The sequence below is a fragment of the Microbacterium umsixpiens genome (genome assembly GCF_053543675.1).
In genome coordinates, this window is sequence record NZ_JBLVOH010000072.1 from 1 (window position 1) to 14,887 (window position 14,887).

Annotated in this window: 14 protein-coding genes; 10 read left to right on the forward strand and 4 right to left on the reverse strand. The window is 66.7% G+C overall.

Annotated features, from left to right (window positions below):
- From ACNPM4_RS07440 to ACNPM4_RS07465, 6 genes are all read left to right on the forward strand, one after another.
- The coding region (locus ACNPM4_RS07440) for a DUF885 domain-containing protein (RefSeq protein WP_448985267.1) at positions 1–1,225 on the forward strand (1,225 nt) is incomplete at its 5' end.
- A 54-nt stretch (positions 1,226–1,279) separates the two neighbouring features.
- Positions 1,280–2,314: an LLM class flavin-dependent oxidoreductase gene (locus tag ACNPM4_RS07445; protein WP_448985268.1), complete on the forward strand. Its 1,035-nt coding sequence runs from the start codon at positions 1,280–1,282 to the stop codon at positions 2,312–2,314.
- A gap of 48 nt (positions 2,315–2,362) precedes the next feature.
- Complete coding sequence (locus ACNPM4_RS07450; RefSeq protein ID WP_105709934.1) at positions 2,363–3,715, forward strand: MFS transporter; 1,353 nt, start codon at positions 2,363–2,365, stop codon at positions 3,713–3,715.
- Between the two features lie 61 nt (positions 3,716–3,776).
- Complete coding sequence (locus ACNPM4_RS07455; protein WP_448985269.1) at positions 3,777–4,532, forward strand: SGNH/GDSL hydrolase family protein; 756 nt, start codon at positions 3,777–3,779, stop codon at positions 4,530–4,532.
- A gap of 28 nt (positions 4,533–4,560) precedes the next feature.
- The gene (locus ACNPM4_RS07460; protein WP_448985270.1) at positions 4,561–5,307 is read left to right on the forward strand and encodes a formylglycine-generating enzyme family protein; all 747 of its coding nucleotides are present in this window, start codon (positions 4,561–4,563) and stop codon (positions 5,305–5,307) included.
- Between the two features lie 92 nt (positions 5,308–5,399).
- The gene (locus ACNPM4_RS07465; protein WP_029263385.1) at positions 5,400–6,212 is read left to right on the forward strand and encodes an arginase family protein; all 813 of its coding nucleotides are present in this window, start codon (positions 5,400–5,402) and stop codon (positions 6,210–6,212) included.
- 145 nt (positions 6,213–6,357) lie between these two features.
- Here ACNPM4_RS07465 and ACNPM4_RS07470 read toward each other — a convergent pair whose 3' ends face one another.
- Positions 6,358–7,683 carry an MFS transporter gene (locus tag ACNPM4_RS07470; protein ID WP_029263386.1) on the reverse strand — a complete coding sequence of 442 codons (1,326 nt, stop codon included), beginning with the start codon at positions 7,681–7,683 and terminating at the stop codon, positions 6,358–6,360.
- A 73-nt stretch (positions 7,684–7,756) separates the two neighbouring features.
- Here ACNPM4_RS07470 and ACNPM4_RS07475 point away from each other — a divergent pair, with 73 nt between their 5' ends.
- The 3 genes from ACNPM4_RS07475 (at position 7,757) to ACNPM4_RS07485 (ending at position 10,867) form a co-directional block, all read left to right on the forward strand.
- Positions 7,757–8,125 carry a VOC family protein gene (locus ACNPM4_RS07475; RefSeq protein WP_448985271.1) on the forward strand — a complete coding sequence of 123 codons (369 nt, stop codon included), beginning with the start codon at positions 7,757–7,759 and terminating at the stop codon, positions 8,123–8,125.
- A 496-nt stretch (positions 8,126–8,621) separates the two neighbouring features.
- On the forward strand, positions 8,622–10,124 hold the full coding sequence (locus ACNPM4_RS07480; RefSeq protein ID WP_448985272.1) for an Ig-like domain-containing protein: 1,503 nt from the start codon (positions 8,622–8,624) through the stop codon (positions 10,122–10,124).
- A gap of 29 nt (positions 10,125–10,153) precedes the next feature.
- Positions 10,154–10,867, forward strand: a complete 714-nt coding sequence (locus ACNPM4_RS07485) for a tyrosine-protein phosphatase (protein WP_448985273.1) — start codon at positions 10,154–10,156, stop codon at positions 10,865–10,867.
- Positions 10,868–10,888: 21 nt separating this feature from the next.
- Here the strand turns inward: ACNPM4_RS07485 and ACNPM4_RS07490 are convergent, their stop codons facing one another.
- Genes ACNPM4_RS07490 through ACNPM4_RS07500 form a run of 3 tightly spaced genes read right to left on the reverse strand, consistent with a single transcriptional unit; the run spans position 10,889 to position 14,088 of the window.
- On the reverse strand, positions 10,889–13,246 hold the full coding sequence (locus ACNPM4_RS07490; protein ID WP_262000929.1) for an ATP-binding cassette domain-containing protein: 2,358 nt from the start codon (positions 13,244–13,246) through the stop codon (positions 10,889–10,891).
- Positions 13,247–13,273: 27 nt separating this feature from the next.
- Entirely contained in the window at positions 13,274–13,684 is a 411-nt protein-coding gene (locus ACNPM4_RS07495) for a VOC family protein (protein ID WP_105710341.1), read from the reverse strand.
- Between the two features lie 5 nt (positions 13,685–13,689).
- On the reverse strand, positions 13,690–14,088 hold the full coding sequence (locus tag ACNPM4_RS07500) for a helix-turn-helix transcriptional regulator (protein WP_051662469.1): 399 nt from the start codon (positions 14,086–14,088) through the stop codon (positions 13,690–13,692).
- A 182-nt stretch (positions 14,089–14,270) separates the two neighbouring features.
- Here ACNPM4_RS07500 and ACNPM4_RS07505 point away from each other — a divergent pair, with 182 nt between their 5' ends.
- Positions 14,271–14,867, forward strand: coding sequence for an HdeD family acid-resistance protein (locus ACNPM4_RS07505; RefSeq protein WP_105709928.1), 597 nt, complete (start codon positions 14,271–14,273; stop codon positions 14,865–14,867).
- Positions 14,868–14,887: the final 20 nt, after the last annotated feature.

Here is a 14,887-nt window from a genome sequence, read left to right on the forward strand (position 1 = left end):
CGCCGAGGGCGTCATGCCCGCACGTCGTCAGGTGGTCGAGGTCGCCACCCAGATCGACCGCTACACCGCCGATGACGGGTTCTTCGCCGCCTTCGTGGCGGAAGCCGACCCGGACGAGGGTCAGCTTCCCGCCTCCCTGGCTCGTACGCTCGCCGACAATTCCGCCGCCGCACGGGTCGCCTACGACGAGCTGCGTCGATTCCTGGCGGAGGAGCTCGCCCCGGCCGCCGGCGACGTCGATGCCGTGGGGCGTGAGCTGTACGCGCTCAACTCCCGCCGGTTCCTCGGCGCGACGATCGATCTCGACGAGACGTACGAGTGGGGCCGTGAGGAGCTCGCGCGCATGGTGGCGGAGCAGACCGCGATCGCGAACGAGATCCTTCCCGGAGCCTCGGTCGAAGAGGCCGTTGCTCATCTCGAGGCCGATCCCACCCGCAAGCTCGTCGGCACGGAAGCGCTGCAGAAGTGGATGCAGGAGACCAGCGACCGTGCGGTCGCCGAACTCGGCGCCTCGCACTTCGACATCCCGGAGGCTATCCGCACACTGGAGTGCATGATCGCCCCGACGCAGGAGGGTGGGATCTACTACACCGGCCCGACGGACGACTTCTCCCGTCCCGGTCGCATGTGGTGGTCCGTTCCCGAGGGTGTCACGGAGTTCGACACCTGGCGCGAACTCACCACCGTCTTCCACGAGGGTGTGCCCGGCCATCACCTCCAGATCGCGCAGGCGGTCTACAACCGTGCCGAGCTCAACTCCTGGCGCCGTCTGCTCGCGGGCACCTCGGGCCATGCCGAGGGATGGGCGCTCTATGCGGAGCGTCTGATGGAGCAGCTCGGATACCTCGACGACCCGGCCGACCGTCTCGGCATGCTCGATGGGCAGCGCATGCGTGCGGCGCGGGTCGTCCTCGACATCGGTGTGCACCTCGGTAAGCCGCGCCTCGACGGTACCGGTGTGTGGGACGCGGACTACGCGCTCGACTTCATGCGCCACAACGTGAACATGTCCGATCAGTTCGTGCAGTTCGAGGTCAACCGGTACCTCGGCTGGCCGGGGCAGGCGCCTTCATACAAGGTGGGACAGCGCATATGGGAGCAGGTCCGCGACGGCGTCCGTGCCGCCGAGGGTGAGTCGTTCTCCTTCAAGGACTTCCACAAGAGGGCGCTCGATATCGGCGGCGTCGGCCTCGACACCCTGCGCACGGCGCTGCTGCCACGCTGACGGGAATGCGGCCCGACCTTCGCGTGTTCATTCACATGAATAGGAAGGCATGACATGGGCATCGAATTCGGGCTGGACACCTTCGGCGACATCACGAGGGATGCGGGCGGAGAGCTCCTCACCGGGGCGCAGACGATCCGCAACATCGTGGCGCAGGCGGAACTCGCCGACACCGTCGGTGTGGACTTCTTCGGAGTGGGGGAGCACCACCGCACCGAGTTCGCCGTTTCCGCGCCGGAGATGGTGCTCGCCGCCATCGCCGCGCGCACCGAGCACATCCGACTCGGCACCGCTGTCACCGTGCTGTCGTCTGACGATCCGGTGCGCGTGTTCGAGCGGTTCTCGACACTCGATGCGCTCTCGAACGGGCGGGCCGAGGTCGTCCTGGGGCGCGGCTCCTTCATCGAGTCCTTCCCGCTGTTCGGCTACGACCTCCGCGACTACGACGCACTGTTCGAGCAGAAGCTCGAACTCTTCGTCGAGCTGCTGAAGGAGGAACCGGTCACCTGGTCCGGCACGATGCGCGCCTCCCTCGAGGACGCGAACGTGTTCCCGAAGACCGAGAACGGCCTGCGCACCTGGGTCGGCGTCGGCGGCAGCCCGGAATCGGTCGTGCGGGTCGCGCGCCACGGTCTCGGACTGATGCTGGCGATCATCGGCGGCCCTGCGCACCGGTTCAAGCCGTTCGTCGACCTCTATCACCGTTCGGTCGCCTCGTTCGGGACGACATCGCACCCGATCTCCGTGCACTCTCCAGGACACATCGGTGAGACCGACGCCGAGGCCTGGGATGCCGCGTATTCCGGCTTCGAGGCGATGAACAACACCATCGGACGCGAGCGCGGATGGCCCGCGTACAGTCGCGCGCGATTCCAGAACGATGTCGGACCGGAGGGCGCGATCTACGCGGGTTCCCCCGATCGCGTCGCGGCGAAGATCGCCGACACAGTCACCACTCTCGGTCTGGGCCGCTTCGACCTGAAATACGCCACCGGTACCCTTTCGCACGAGTCGATGATGCGCAGCATCGAGCTCTACGGCACCGAGGTGATCCCGCGGGTCCGCAGGATCCTCGCCGACCGCGACTGAGCGTCATCCGAGGCGGGACGGGGTTGGCGCGGCTCTACGATGAGGAGCATGGCCAACACCGCCCTGCCGAGCCGCGCGTCGCTCGCTGAGCGCCTGGACGTCCTCCCGTTCACGCGTCGTCACTTCCGCCTGCTGACCGGATCCGGCCTCGGGTGGGCGCTGGATGCGATGGATGTCGGGCTCATCTCGTTCATCCTCGCGGCGCTCACCCAGCAGTGGGATCTCAGCAAGAGCGATGCCGGCTGGATAGCGTCCATCGGTTTCGTCGGTATGGCCATAGGCGCCACCCTCGGCGGACTCCTCGCCGATCGCTTCGGACGACGGCAGGTGTTCGCGCTCACGTTGCTCGTCTACGGCGTCGCGACGGGAGCGAGCGCACTGGTCAGCGGACTCGCTGCGCTTCTCGTCCTGCGGTTCCTGGTCGGTCTGGGCCTCGGCGCCGAGCTCCCCGTCGCCTCGACCTACGTGAGCGAATTCGCTCCCGCACGGATTCGTGGTCGGTTGATCGTCGTGCTGGAGGCCTTCTGGGCACTCGGATGGACCGCCGCGGCGGTTATCGGTTTCCTCGTCATCCCGGCCTCCGACGACGGGTGGCGATGGGCCTTCGCGCTCGGCGCGATTCCCGCGGTGTACGCGCTCTTCGTCCGGTGGCGGATGCCCGAATCCCCGCGCTGGCTCGCCTCGCGGGGCCGCATCGCGGAAGCGGACCGCATCGTGTCGGCGTTCGAGGCGGATGCCGGTGTCGTCTCGGCACCGGCCATCCGGAAAGAGCCGCCCTCTCGGGCGATCGCGATCACGGCGCGCGCACGCCTCGCAACCCTGTGGAATCCGGAGTTCCGGCTACGGACGCTGTGCCTGTGGCTGGTCTGGCTCGGGGTCAACTTCGCCTACTACGGCGCGTTCATCTGGATTCCGAGCATCCTCGTGGACGCGGGTTTCGACCTCGTCAAGTCCTTCGGCTTCACCCTCATCATCACGCTCGCCCAGCTCCCCGGATATGCCGTCGCCGCCTGGCTGATCGAGGTCTGGGGGAGACGTCTGACCCTCTCGGTCTTCCTGGTGGGTTCAGCTGTGTCGGCCGTGATCTTCGGCACGGCCTCCACCGAGGGAGCGATCATCGGCGCGGGAATGGCGCTGTCCTTCTTCAACCTCGGCGCCTGGGGAGCGCTCTACGCGGTGACGCCCGAGATCTACCCCACGTCTCTGCGGGGGACCGGGGCGGGATGGGCGGCCGGGATCGGTCGAATCGCCTCGATCGTGGCGCCGCTGTCCGTCCCCGTCATCCTTCTCGCCGGGGGAGCGCCCCTGCTGTTCGCGGTGTTCGGCGTGTGCTTCCTCGGCGCAGCCGCCGCCGCCTGGGGCTTGGTCGACCGCGGCGGACAGGCTCTCGACGACCGCTGACGACGCGGGCGCACCGCCGCGAAGCGACCGCCGTGTCGTCGGGCCGCAATAGGCTGGGACGATGGCAGATGTGCGCTTCGTGGCTATCGGCGACTCGTTCACAGAGGGCGTCGGCGACGTTCTCCCGAACGGGCAGGAGCGCGGCTGGGCCGATCTCGCGGCGCAGGGGTGGGCGGACGCCGCCGGGCACCCGATCCAATACGCGAATCTCGCCATCCGCGGCAAGCTGGCCTGGCCGATCGTCGAGCAGCAGCTCGAACCCGCGCTGGCTCTGCGACCCACTCACCTTTCGTTCAACGGCGGTGGCAACGACATGCTGCGCCCTCGTACCGATGTCGAACACATCGCGGATGCGTTCAGCCGGGTGCTGCGCCGGTGCGACGAGGAGGGCGTGACGATGATCCTCCTCTCCGGCGCGAACCCCAGCGGGCAGCTTCCGATGGGGTCGCTGGTGCAGCGTAGAGGGGATCTGCTCTCCGAGGCGGTGATACGTCGGATCGAAGAACGTCCCGACGTCATCCGAGCGCTCAACTGGCCGGACCGGGAGCTCTCCCGGGGCGCGTACTGGGCCGATGATCGTCTGCACATGAACGCGGCCGGACATCACCGCGTGGCCGCCCGGGTGCTCCACGCGCTGGGCTTCGAGCCTCCGGAGACCTGGTGGGCGCCGAGCGATCGCCTGGGAGCCGGTCCCTCCGGTCTCGCGTACTACCGAGAGTTCGTCGGTCCGTGGGTGCGGCGTCGTGTGACACGCACGTCATCCGGAGACGGCCGTGCCGCGAAGTATCCCACCTGGGTCGAACGGATTCCCTCGTGAGACCCGCCTGGCTACGGCGGATAGGGTCGTGAGCGACCTCGAACTGGCTCGCATCCACGCGGGCGTCATGACCTTGAACGATGCCCGTCGTAAAGAGCAGCGTGTGGTCGAGCTCGAGCCGTTCGAGATAGGGATCTATCCGGTCACGGAGGAACAGCTCGCCGACGTTCTCGACGTCCCCATGCGCCATCCGCGGCGCCCCGCATCCGATCTCTCGTGGCTGCGAGCCGTGCACTTCTGCAATGCCGCGTCCGAGTGGGAAGGCCTCGACCGGGTGTACCTGTTCGAGGGCGAGGATGTGAGCTGGGACACCACCGCAGACGGCTACCGCCTGCCGACCGAAGCGGAATGGGAGTTCGCGTGCCGCGCCGGCTCTACGGGTCCGCACTACGCGCCCCTCGCCGACGCCGCGTGGACGAGTGCGGACGGCGTGTCCACTCCGCAGGACGTCGGCGGCAAGCTCCCGAACCTGAACGGTCTCTTCGACACGCTCGGCAATGTCTGGGAATGGTGCTGGGACCTGCTGGATCCTGCCCGTTACGACGACTATCGCGTGTTCCGCGGCGGAGGGTTCGCCGACGACGCGTGGAGCGTTCGCGCGTCGGTGCGTCGTGGGGGAGCGCCGCGCATGCATCACGAGGACGTGGGTCTCCGGCTTGCGCGCGGAGCCTTCGACATTCCGGGGGAGGCCCAGGGGTGGTCGGCCCAGGGAGACCGGGAACGAGCCGTGCAGGACGGCCCCTTGCCTTCCGGGTGGACGCCACGCAGGCAGTGAGCCGCGCCGCCGGGCGACTTCTGCAGAGGACGCAACGACGGTGCGGTGATCGCCCGTTTGGTCGGTCGTCCCACGAGTGAAAAGCTGGACGCATGGCATCCGCGTACTCGCTCATCGTCTCTCAGGGTCGCGTCGCCGACCGTACCGACGGCGCCCTCATCGGTGCTCATCGAGTCGGCGAGGCGGTGTCGTCGTTGCTCGGTCTCGTCCCTCAGATCGTCGGAACGCCGACGGCGAGCACGGAAGACGATTGGTCCGTCGCGCTCCCGCAAGCGGAAGAGACACTGACCGGACTGCGCGATGCGCTGCGGAGTGCCCTCAGCGCAGGAGCGACACCGCTGCTCATCACCAACACCTGCGCGGCGAGTCTCGGCACGCTTCCGACGGTCGCCGAGCACCATCCCGATGCGATGCTGCTGTGGATCGACGCGCACGGCGACTTCAACACCCCGGAAACGACGGGGTCCGGTTACCTGGGCGGAATGGTTCTCGCGGCGGCATGCGGGCTGTGGGACAGCGGCCACGGATCAGGGCTCGATCCGAGGCAGGTCGTCGTTGTCGGCGGACGCGACATCGACCCGGCCGAGGGCGAGCTGCTCGCCGGCGCGGGCGTGACGGTGCTCGCCCCCTCCGAGAGCACACCGGAGCGGGTGCTGGAGCTCGTCTCCGGTCGGCCCGTGTGGATCCACGTCGACTGGGACGTGCTCGAACCGGGGTACATCCCGGCCGCGTACCGCGTCGGAGGTGGTCTGCTGCCGCACCAGATCGCGGCGATCTTCGCCGCTCTGTCATCGGGCTCCGTCCGAGGCGTCGAGCTCGCGGAGTTCGAAGCCGGCGACACAGAGGTTCCCGAACGCGTGAGCGTCGAGCTGATCGTCGAGACGCTGCAGCACCTGCTCCGCTGAGTCCCCAGCACGACGCCACCCCCGCCGGCGAGTCAGCCCCGCCCTGCGTCATCTGCGTCACCATGTAACGCTTCGGATCATCCGGCACGGCGAAGCCGCACGGGGCGTGGAGCCCGCGTGCGGTGGACGTCGTGAGAAGCGGCGCTCAGCGACGACGCTCAGGGTCGAGGCCCATCCGGATCCGCGTCCGCTTGCGCTCGACGAGGATGAAGGTCGTACCGATGATCCAGAGGGGGATCGGCATGAGGAAGGCGAGGCGGAACGCCTCGAGCGTGTATGTCTCGGGCGTACCCGCGCCCTGAAGGTCGAGAGCGAGTCCGATCAGGAAGATCGCGATGAGAGCGGCGATGAACCCGCCGGCGTTGGTGACGCCGGTGGCGGTGCTCAAACGATGGCTCGGGTTGTGGGTGCGGGCGTGATCGAACGCGATCATGGACGCGGGCCCACCGGTTGCCAGCGCGACGGCGAGAACGTAGAGCAGCCAGATGGGAGCGGTGTCGGGCAGCGCGATGACAGCGATCCAGGCGGCCATCTGCACACCGACCGCGGGAAGCACGAGCGCGAGCGAGCGGTGATTGGGCAATCGACGAGAGAGATCTCCAATGATGGGCCCGAGAAGCATGCCGGAAACGACATATACAGAGATGATCCCCGCAGCATGTGCGGCATCGAGGCCTTCGGCCGCTGTGAGGAACGGCATTCCCCACAGCAGGACGAACGCGGTACCCGCGAACGGCGTGGTGAAATGCGACCAGAAGGCGAGGCGGGTTCCCGGGTGAGCCCACGCCGCGCGGATGCCGACGCCCGTGTCGATCGCGGAGGTGACGACGCGGATCACGCCCGTGTCGGTGTTCACGGTGACGTCGGCGCCGCGCTCGGCCGGGTGATTGCGGATGACGAGCGCCACGAGGATCGTGAACAGCACTCCGAGCCCGGCGATGCTGCCGAACGTGATGCTCCATGTCGTCGCATGCAGCAGTGCAGCGAGGGGGACCAGGGCGATCAGCTGACCGGTCTGCCCGATGATCCCGGTGAACTGCACCATGATCGGACCCCGCTGCGCGGGAAACCAGGTCGCGACGAGTCGTAGCACCGCAGGGAAGATGGCCGCGTCGCCGGCACCGAGCAGAACCCGCGCGAAGATCGCGATACCGATGCTGGGGGAGAGGGCCATGGTGAGCTGCCCCGCCGCCATCAGCAGCATGCCGATCGTCATGATCGGGCGAGAACCGAAGCGGTCGAGCAGGACCCCGATCGGAATCTGCATCCCTCCGTAGACCGCGAGCTGCACGACGGCGAACAGTGCGAGTGTCGACGCATCCGCGTCGAAGCGGTCAGCGGCCTCCACTCCGACGGCACCGAGCGACGTGCGGTTCGTGATGGAAAGCACATAGGCCGCGACACCGACGGACCAGATGATCCATGCGCGAACTCCTGGTGTGGACACGGGGGAGTGGGGGACCTGCGGCACGTATCAACGCTACTCCTGCGACGGCGGCGCCCCGTCCTTCGCCGATGTCGGAGGTGGGGGCTAGCGTGGCGCCATGACCAGTTCACCGCTGCACCACTCACTCGACTACGTCGAACTCGTCGTCACCGATCTCGAAGCATCGAAGCGGTTCTTCGCCGAGGCGTTCGCGTGGAGCTTCACCGACTACGGGCCGGGCTATGCGGGCATCATGTCGCCTCGAGGTGACGGCAGCGAGGTCGGTGGGCTCCTGCTCGCCGACGAGCCACGTCCGGCCGGAGGTCCGCTGGTTCTCCTGTACTCCGACGACCTCGACGCGACGTCGAGCGGCATCGTCGCCGCCGGCGGCACGATTCTGCAAGACCCGTACGAGTTTCCCGGCGGTCGACGTCTGCATTTCTCCGACCCGAGCGGCAACGAGCTCGGGGTCTGGTCCGCGCAGTAGATTCACGTCCCGCTCAGGGGGGATGCCTCTACCGCGAATCAGAGGAGCGCTGGCTGAGCCGGCGGTGGCCATCCTGACGCGATCTGACATAATGTGCATTATCGGCTATAGATCAACCGAGACCGTGCTCCAGGAGATCAAGCGCCGATGGCGCAGGAAGACCTCACGAGGCTCAGCCGACACGCGCCGCCGAGTTCAGGCCACACGCAACTCCCTCATCCGATCGCCCCGGAGACGGAACCCGGTATCGGCGTCGACTTCTCGACTTCGCAGTTACCTTGTCGCGAGCGACGCAACCTTTCCTGCGGATTGCTCGCATTCCCATACGCAACACGCCCGGACCCCACGTCGCAGCCCCACGCGCTCGCCGACCATGTCCTCGCGCGCGGCATCAATGCCGTCATATGTAAGATGTTACGCGATACGATGCTGGTCACGGCGACGACCAGCTGATCCCCTCGACCGAAGGACACCGATGAACTCTCGAACGACACGCGTGACAAGAGGACGCTGCATCGCTCGCCGACTCGCACTGGGATTGGTCGCGATCCTCGTTGGGAGCGTGCCGGCGCTGTTCGCCACCGCTGCCGCGACTGCGGCGCCCGTGACGGCGATCACCGGCGTAGAGATCATGAACGCGCCACCCCTTATGACGGAAACGCCCTACACGGTCGAAGCGACCTGGGCGGTGGATGACACCGCGATGGCGGGCGACACCTTCAGCCTCGATTTTCCCGATTCGATGTCCGGATACGCGGCGTCCTTCGCACTGCGGGACGACGACGGAGCTGAGGTCGGAAGCTGCGTCGTCTCGTCCGGGTCTTTCCTCTGCGCACTCGGGGACTATGTCGAGACCCACACGAACGTAAGCGGTTCGCTGCACTTCCAGGCACGTTTCACATCTGCATTCGATGACGAGTCCGTCGTCTTCACCGCGGACAACGGCCTGACGTTCGACATGGCGACTCCCGGCGGCGTGGGCGACAACGCTGCCAGCCTCCCCCAGAGCCCGGAGAAATGGGGATCCGTCAACTTCGACGGAGAGTCCATGACGTGGGCTCTGAACATCCCGGCCGAGGTCTTGGCGTCGGCCGACGGCCAACCTGTGACGATCGCCGATGAGTACGACGAGCAGCTCACCTTCGATCCGGCGGCGACCTCCGCACGCTGGACTCTCGACTCGGACTGGGGCGACGACGTCTGGCACACCGTTTCGCACGGCACGGGCGCGGGGACCTACTCCCTCGTCGCGGATGCGGCCTCTCACACTTTCACGGTGACCTTCAACGAACCGGTGACCAGCGATGACCGCGTCTACCAGTTCATCACCGTGATGGACTTTCCGTCCGGCGTCCAAGATGGCGAGGCTTTCGGCAACAGCATGACGGTCGCCGGTCGTACGGTCACCGCAACCCCCGTCGCCTACGTCGCGTCCGGAGGTGACGGTGACGGTGACGGTCTCGGTGGGTTCGATGTGACCAAGACCGTGAGCGGGAACGGCGCGAATGCGGTCGATGGGGCTCAGTACACGATCGACTACTCGTTCATCGTTTCCGGTTCCGCGACGACCGGCGAGTTCGGGCTCACGGATGGCGCGACCGGTGGACTCACCGACCTGCCCGTGGGCACAGTCGTCACACTCTCTGAGGCTGCTGCCGCGGGCGAGGACGTCATCTACGGAACGCCGATCTACACCGGTACCGGCGTCAGAGACAACCGCGACGGCACAGCGACGTTCACAATCACCGACGACACCGTCGCGATCAGCCTGGAGAACCCGGTGTCGCTGGTTCCGCCCACGGACCCGCCTTCGGTCCCAGATTCGCCCGTGAGCCCTGGCACGCCGGGCAGTCCCGGCACGCCGAACGTCCCGGAAGGACAGGACGGCTCACTCGCCGTCACCGGCGCTGACGCCACTCCCCTGGTTCTGATCGGTGCCGCCACCCTGCTGACAGGCGCCCTTCTCCTGATCGTGCGCAGGGTTCGTCGCAGAGGCTGACGGTCCGGGCCGATGCGAGGATGGGAAGCATGAAGCCCGCCCTCAGCATCAACGGCCTGGCCAACGCCCGGGATCTCGGTGGGCTCGAGCGCGTCGACGGAACGACCACGCCCGATCGCATCTTCATTCGCGCCGAACGTCTCGATGAAGTCGATGCTTCCGGGTGGGAGGCTCTGCTCGCATACGGAGTGCGTACCGTCATCGATCTCCGTCGCCCCGACGAGTCCAGCGGCGAGGTGCCGTCTCCGCTCGCCCACGTACGGGTGGACCTCGACGGCGACGACGTCGGTTTCTGGGCGCCCTATGAAGCGGACGGACGGTGGGGAACGCCGCTCTACTACCTGGCACATCTGCAAGAGCTGCCTCATCGCCTCGCTGAGGTGCTCACCGCGATGGCATCCGCCGACGATGGTGCGATCCTCTTCCACTGCTCTGCCGGGTGGGACAGAACGGGGCTCGTAGCCGCGGTGCTCCTCCGTGCGCTCGACGTCACCAGCGATGCAGCCGTTCGCGACTACATGGGATCGTTCGCGAACGCCGAACGGATGGCGCGCCTGCACCGGCGCTCGTTCGAGGTCGAGGAAAGACACCAGATCCTCGGCCGTTTCGGGCACACACCCGATTCGGCGTTCCGCGACATGTACGAGAACCTTCGCATCGACGACTGGTTCACGGAAGCCGGCCTCGACCATGAGACGCGCACTGCGATCACGACGTGGCGGGGCGCGGTTCCGCGAACCTGATCGGCCTCATGCACTCATGGCTCAGGCGCCGACGTACTCTGCGAGGTGCTCCCCCGTCACCGTCGACTTCTGGGATACCAGATCCTTCGGCGCTCCCTCGAAGACGACCCGTCCGCCATCGTGGCCGGCGCCAGGGCCGATGTCGATGATCCAGTCGGCATGTGCCATGACCGCCTGGTGGTGCTCGATGACGATCACGGTCTTCCCCGAGTCGACGAGTCGATCGAGCAGTCCGAGGATCTTGTCGACGTCTGCGAGGTGCAGGCCGGTCGTCGGCTCGTCGAGCACATAGACGTCGCCCTTCTCCCCCATCTGGATCGCGAGCTTGATCCGCTGGCGTTCGCCGCCCGACAGAGTGGACAGCGGCTGCCCGAGCGACAGGTACCCGAGCCCCACGTCTTCCATGCGGCCGAGGATCGCCGTGGCGGCGGGGAGGGTGGACTCCCCTTCGCTGAAGAACACTCGCGCCTCGGCGACTGACAGATCGAGAACCTCGGTGATGTCCTTTCCCGCGAGCTTGTACTCGAGGACGCCTGCCTGGAAGCGCTTGCCGCCGCAGTCCTCGCACGGGGTCTCGATCGTGTCCATGAATCCGAGCTCGGTGATGATGACACCCGCGCCCTTGCACGAGGGGCAGGCGCCCTCGGAGTTGGCGCTGAACAGGGCGGGCTTCACACCGTTCGCCTTCGCGAACGCCTTTCGGATCGGTTCGAGCAGCCCCGTGTACGTCGCCGGGTTGCTCCGCCGGGAGCCCTTGATCGCGGCCTGGTCGATAGCCACGACTCCGTCTCGCTTCGACACCGAGCCGTGGATGAGCGAGCTCTTTCCCGACCCGGCGACACCGGTCACGACAGTGAGGACACCGGTGGGGATGTCGACATCGACGTTCTGCAGGTTGTTGGCCGTGGCGCCACGCACCTCGATCGCCCCCGATGCCGACCGCACAGCATCCTTCAGCTGCGCCCGGTCATCGAGGTGGTCTCCCGTCTTGGTGCCGCTCGCCTTCAATCCCTCGACCGTGCCTTCGAAGCAGATCTCTCCCCCGGCACTACCGGCCCCCGGGCCCAGATCGACGACATGGTCCCCGATCGCGATGGTCTCCGGTTTGTGTTCGACGACCAGGACGGTGTTGCCCTTGTCGCGCAGCTGGAGCAGCAGTCCGTTCATGCGCTGGATGTCGTGCGGGTGCAAACCGATGGTCGGCTCGTCGAAGACGTACGTGATGTCGGTCAGGGACGAGCCGAGGTGACGCAACATCTTGATCCGCTGCGCCTCTCCCCCGGACAATGTGCCCGACGGTCGCTCCAGGCTGAGGTATCCCAGGCCGAGCGTCACGAAGGCGTCCAGGTTCGCGCTGAGCGCCTGGAGCAGCGGTCCGGCTCCGGGAAGATCGAGTCCGCGGACCCAGGCGGCGAGGTCCGTGACCTGCATCCGGCAGGCATCGGCGATGCTGATGCCGTCGATCTTCGAGGAACGCGCGCCCTCCGTCAGCCGGGTCCCATCGCACTCGGGACAGACCGCGAACGTGGCGACGCGCTCGACGAAGGCGCGGATGTGCGGCTGCAACGCGTCGAGATCCTTCGAGAGCATCGCCTTCGTGATCTTCGGAATCAGACCCTCATAGGTCATGTTGATCCCCGAGATCTTCACCTTCGTCACCTCGCCGTAGAGGAAGAGATGGCGCTGCTTCTCGGTGAACTGCGCGATCGGCTTGTCGGCGGGGTAGAACCCGGACTGCGAGAACCCCTTCACCATCCAGCCGTCAGCGGTGTATCCCGGCACCATGATCGCGCCCTCGTCGAGCGACTTCGACTCATCGACGATCTGAGCCAGGTCGAGGTCGGAGACTGCTCCCCTGCCCTCGCACCGTGGGCACATGCCCCCGAGGTAGATCGCATCCTTCACGATCTTCTTCTCTCCCCCGGGCCCGGTCATCACTCCGCTGGCCTTCTGGGTGGGGATGTTGAAGGAGAACGCCGTCGGACCGCCGATGTATGGCTGGCCGAGCTTGCTGAACAGGATGCGGAGCATCGCGTTCGCATCGGTGACGGTACCGACGGTCGACCGCGGGTTCGCGCCGAGACGCTCCTGGTCGACGATGATCGCGGTGGTCAGTCCCTCCAGGACGTCGACATCCGGGCGCGGCACCGACGGCATGAACCCCTGCACGAACGCGCTGTAAGTCTCATCGATCATGCGCCGGGACTCGGCGGCGATCGTGTCGAAGACGAGCGAGCTCTTGCCCGACCCTGACACCCCGGTGAAGACCGTCAGCCGCCGCTTCGGGATGTCGACGCTCACGTCTTTCAGATTGTTCTCACGTGCGCCCTGCACGCGGATCAGGTCATGGGTGTCCGCGGGGTGCTGGTCGTCGGTCATCTGCGTCCTTCGTGAATCGGAGAGTGTTCAGGCTGCTTGATTGATACGCAGCAGGTTGCCCGCGGGGTCGCGGAACGCGCAGTCGCGCACGCCGTACGGCTGATCCATCGGCTCCTGCACGACGTCGGCACCGCTGTCGACGAGGCGGGAGAACAGATCGTCGACGTCATCGCTCGCGAGGGTCAGCGCCGCGTAGCTGCCCTTGGCGATGAGCTCGAGTATCGTCTGACGCTCGGTCTCCGTGATCCCCGGGTCGGTTGCCGGCGGATGCAGCACGATCGAGGTCTCCGGCTGACCCTCGGGACCGACCGTGAGCCAGCGGAGACCGTCGTAGCCGACGTCGTTGCGCACCTCGAACCCGAGGGCGTCCCGGTAGAAGGCGAGAGCGGCCTCGGCGTCGGTGTGGGGAAGGAAGGCGTAATGGATGCTGATCTTCATGGTGTTCACGTTAGATGCGTGTCGGTGCGCGGTGCTTCTTGATTCCTGATCGGTCTGGTGACCTGCTTCACCTGGAACGAGGGAATCCCCTCGACGTTCGCGGCGCGTTCACGGTACACGCTGGGTGGGACACCCACCAGCTCCGAGAATCTCGTGCTGAAGGTTCCGAGCGACGAGCACCCGACTTCGAAGCACACTTCCGTCACCGTGAGGTCTCCGCGTCGCAGCAGTGCCATCGCGCGTTCGATCCGACGCGTCATCAGATAGGAGTAAGGCGACTCGCCGTATGCCTCCCGGAAGCACCGGCTGAGGTGCCCCGCCGACATGTGCACTCCGCGCGCGAGCGCCTCCACATCGAGGGGTTTCGCGTACTCCCGATCGATCCGGTCTCTGACCTTGCGCATCACGATGAGCTCGCGCAAACGCGTCTCGTCCGAGCCTGTCACCCGTCGATCCTGTCATGTCGCCCCGAGTCCCGCGATGACTTCGAGCAACACGGTCGGCGGAGCTTGCCCCACGTCCGCCTGCGAGAGCGCTACCCTGAGGGTGCATCCTCACAGGAACTTCTCAGAAAGGGGTCCCCACCATGTCTGAACCACTCACCCAGGCGAAGTCACTGTTCAAGTCGATCCGTGTCTCGCTGGCCGTAGCGGGCGTTCTCGCTCTCATCGCCGGAATCGTCCTCCTGGTCTGGCCGGTGAAGTCCGCGGTCATCGTGACGGCGATCTTCGCCTCCTACCTCGTCATCGCCGGCCTGGTCTACATCGGCCTCGGGATCTTCTCGGGCGCGAAGGGCGGATGGGCGCGCGTGGGACACATCGTCCTCGGCCTGCTCTACGTCGTCGCCGGCGTCATCGCGTTCTTCAACCTGAGCGCCGCGGCGGCAACGCTGGCCTTCGTCGTCGTGATCTTCATCGGTGTCAGCTGGATCGTCGACGGCGTCGTCGCCCTGACGCTCCTCGGCAGCGACGGCTCGCGGGTATGGACCGTCCTGTACGCCATCCTCAGCATCATCGCGGGAATCATCGTGCTGTTCTCGCCGCTGATCGCCGGGTTCGCCTTCTGGCTGCTGCTCGGCATCTCGCTGATCGTGCTCGGAATTATCCAGATCGTGCGTGCCATCACGCTCGGCAAGGATGAGAAGGAGTACGTCGCCGCCGTCCAGGGAGAGCCCGTCAGCTGACGTCTCCCCCCATCGCCGAA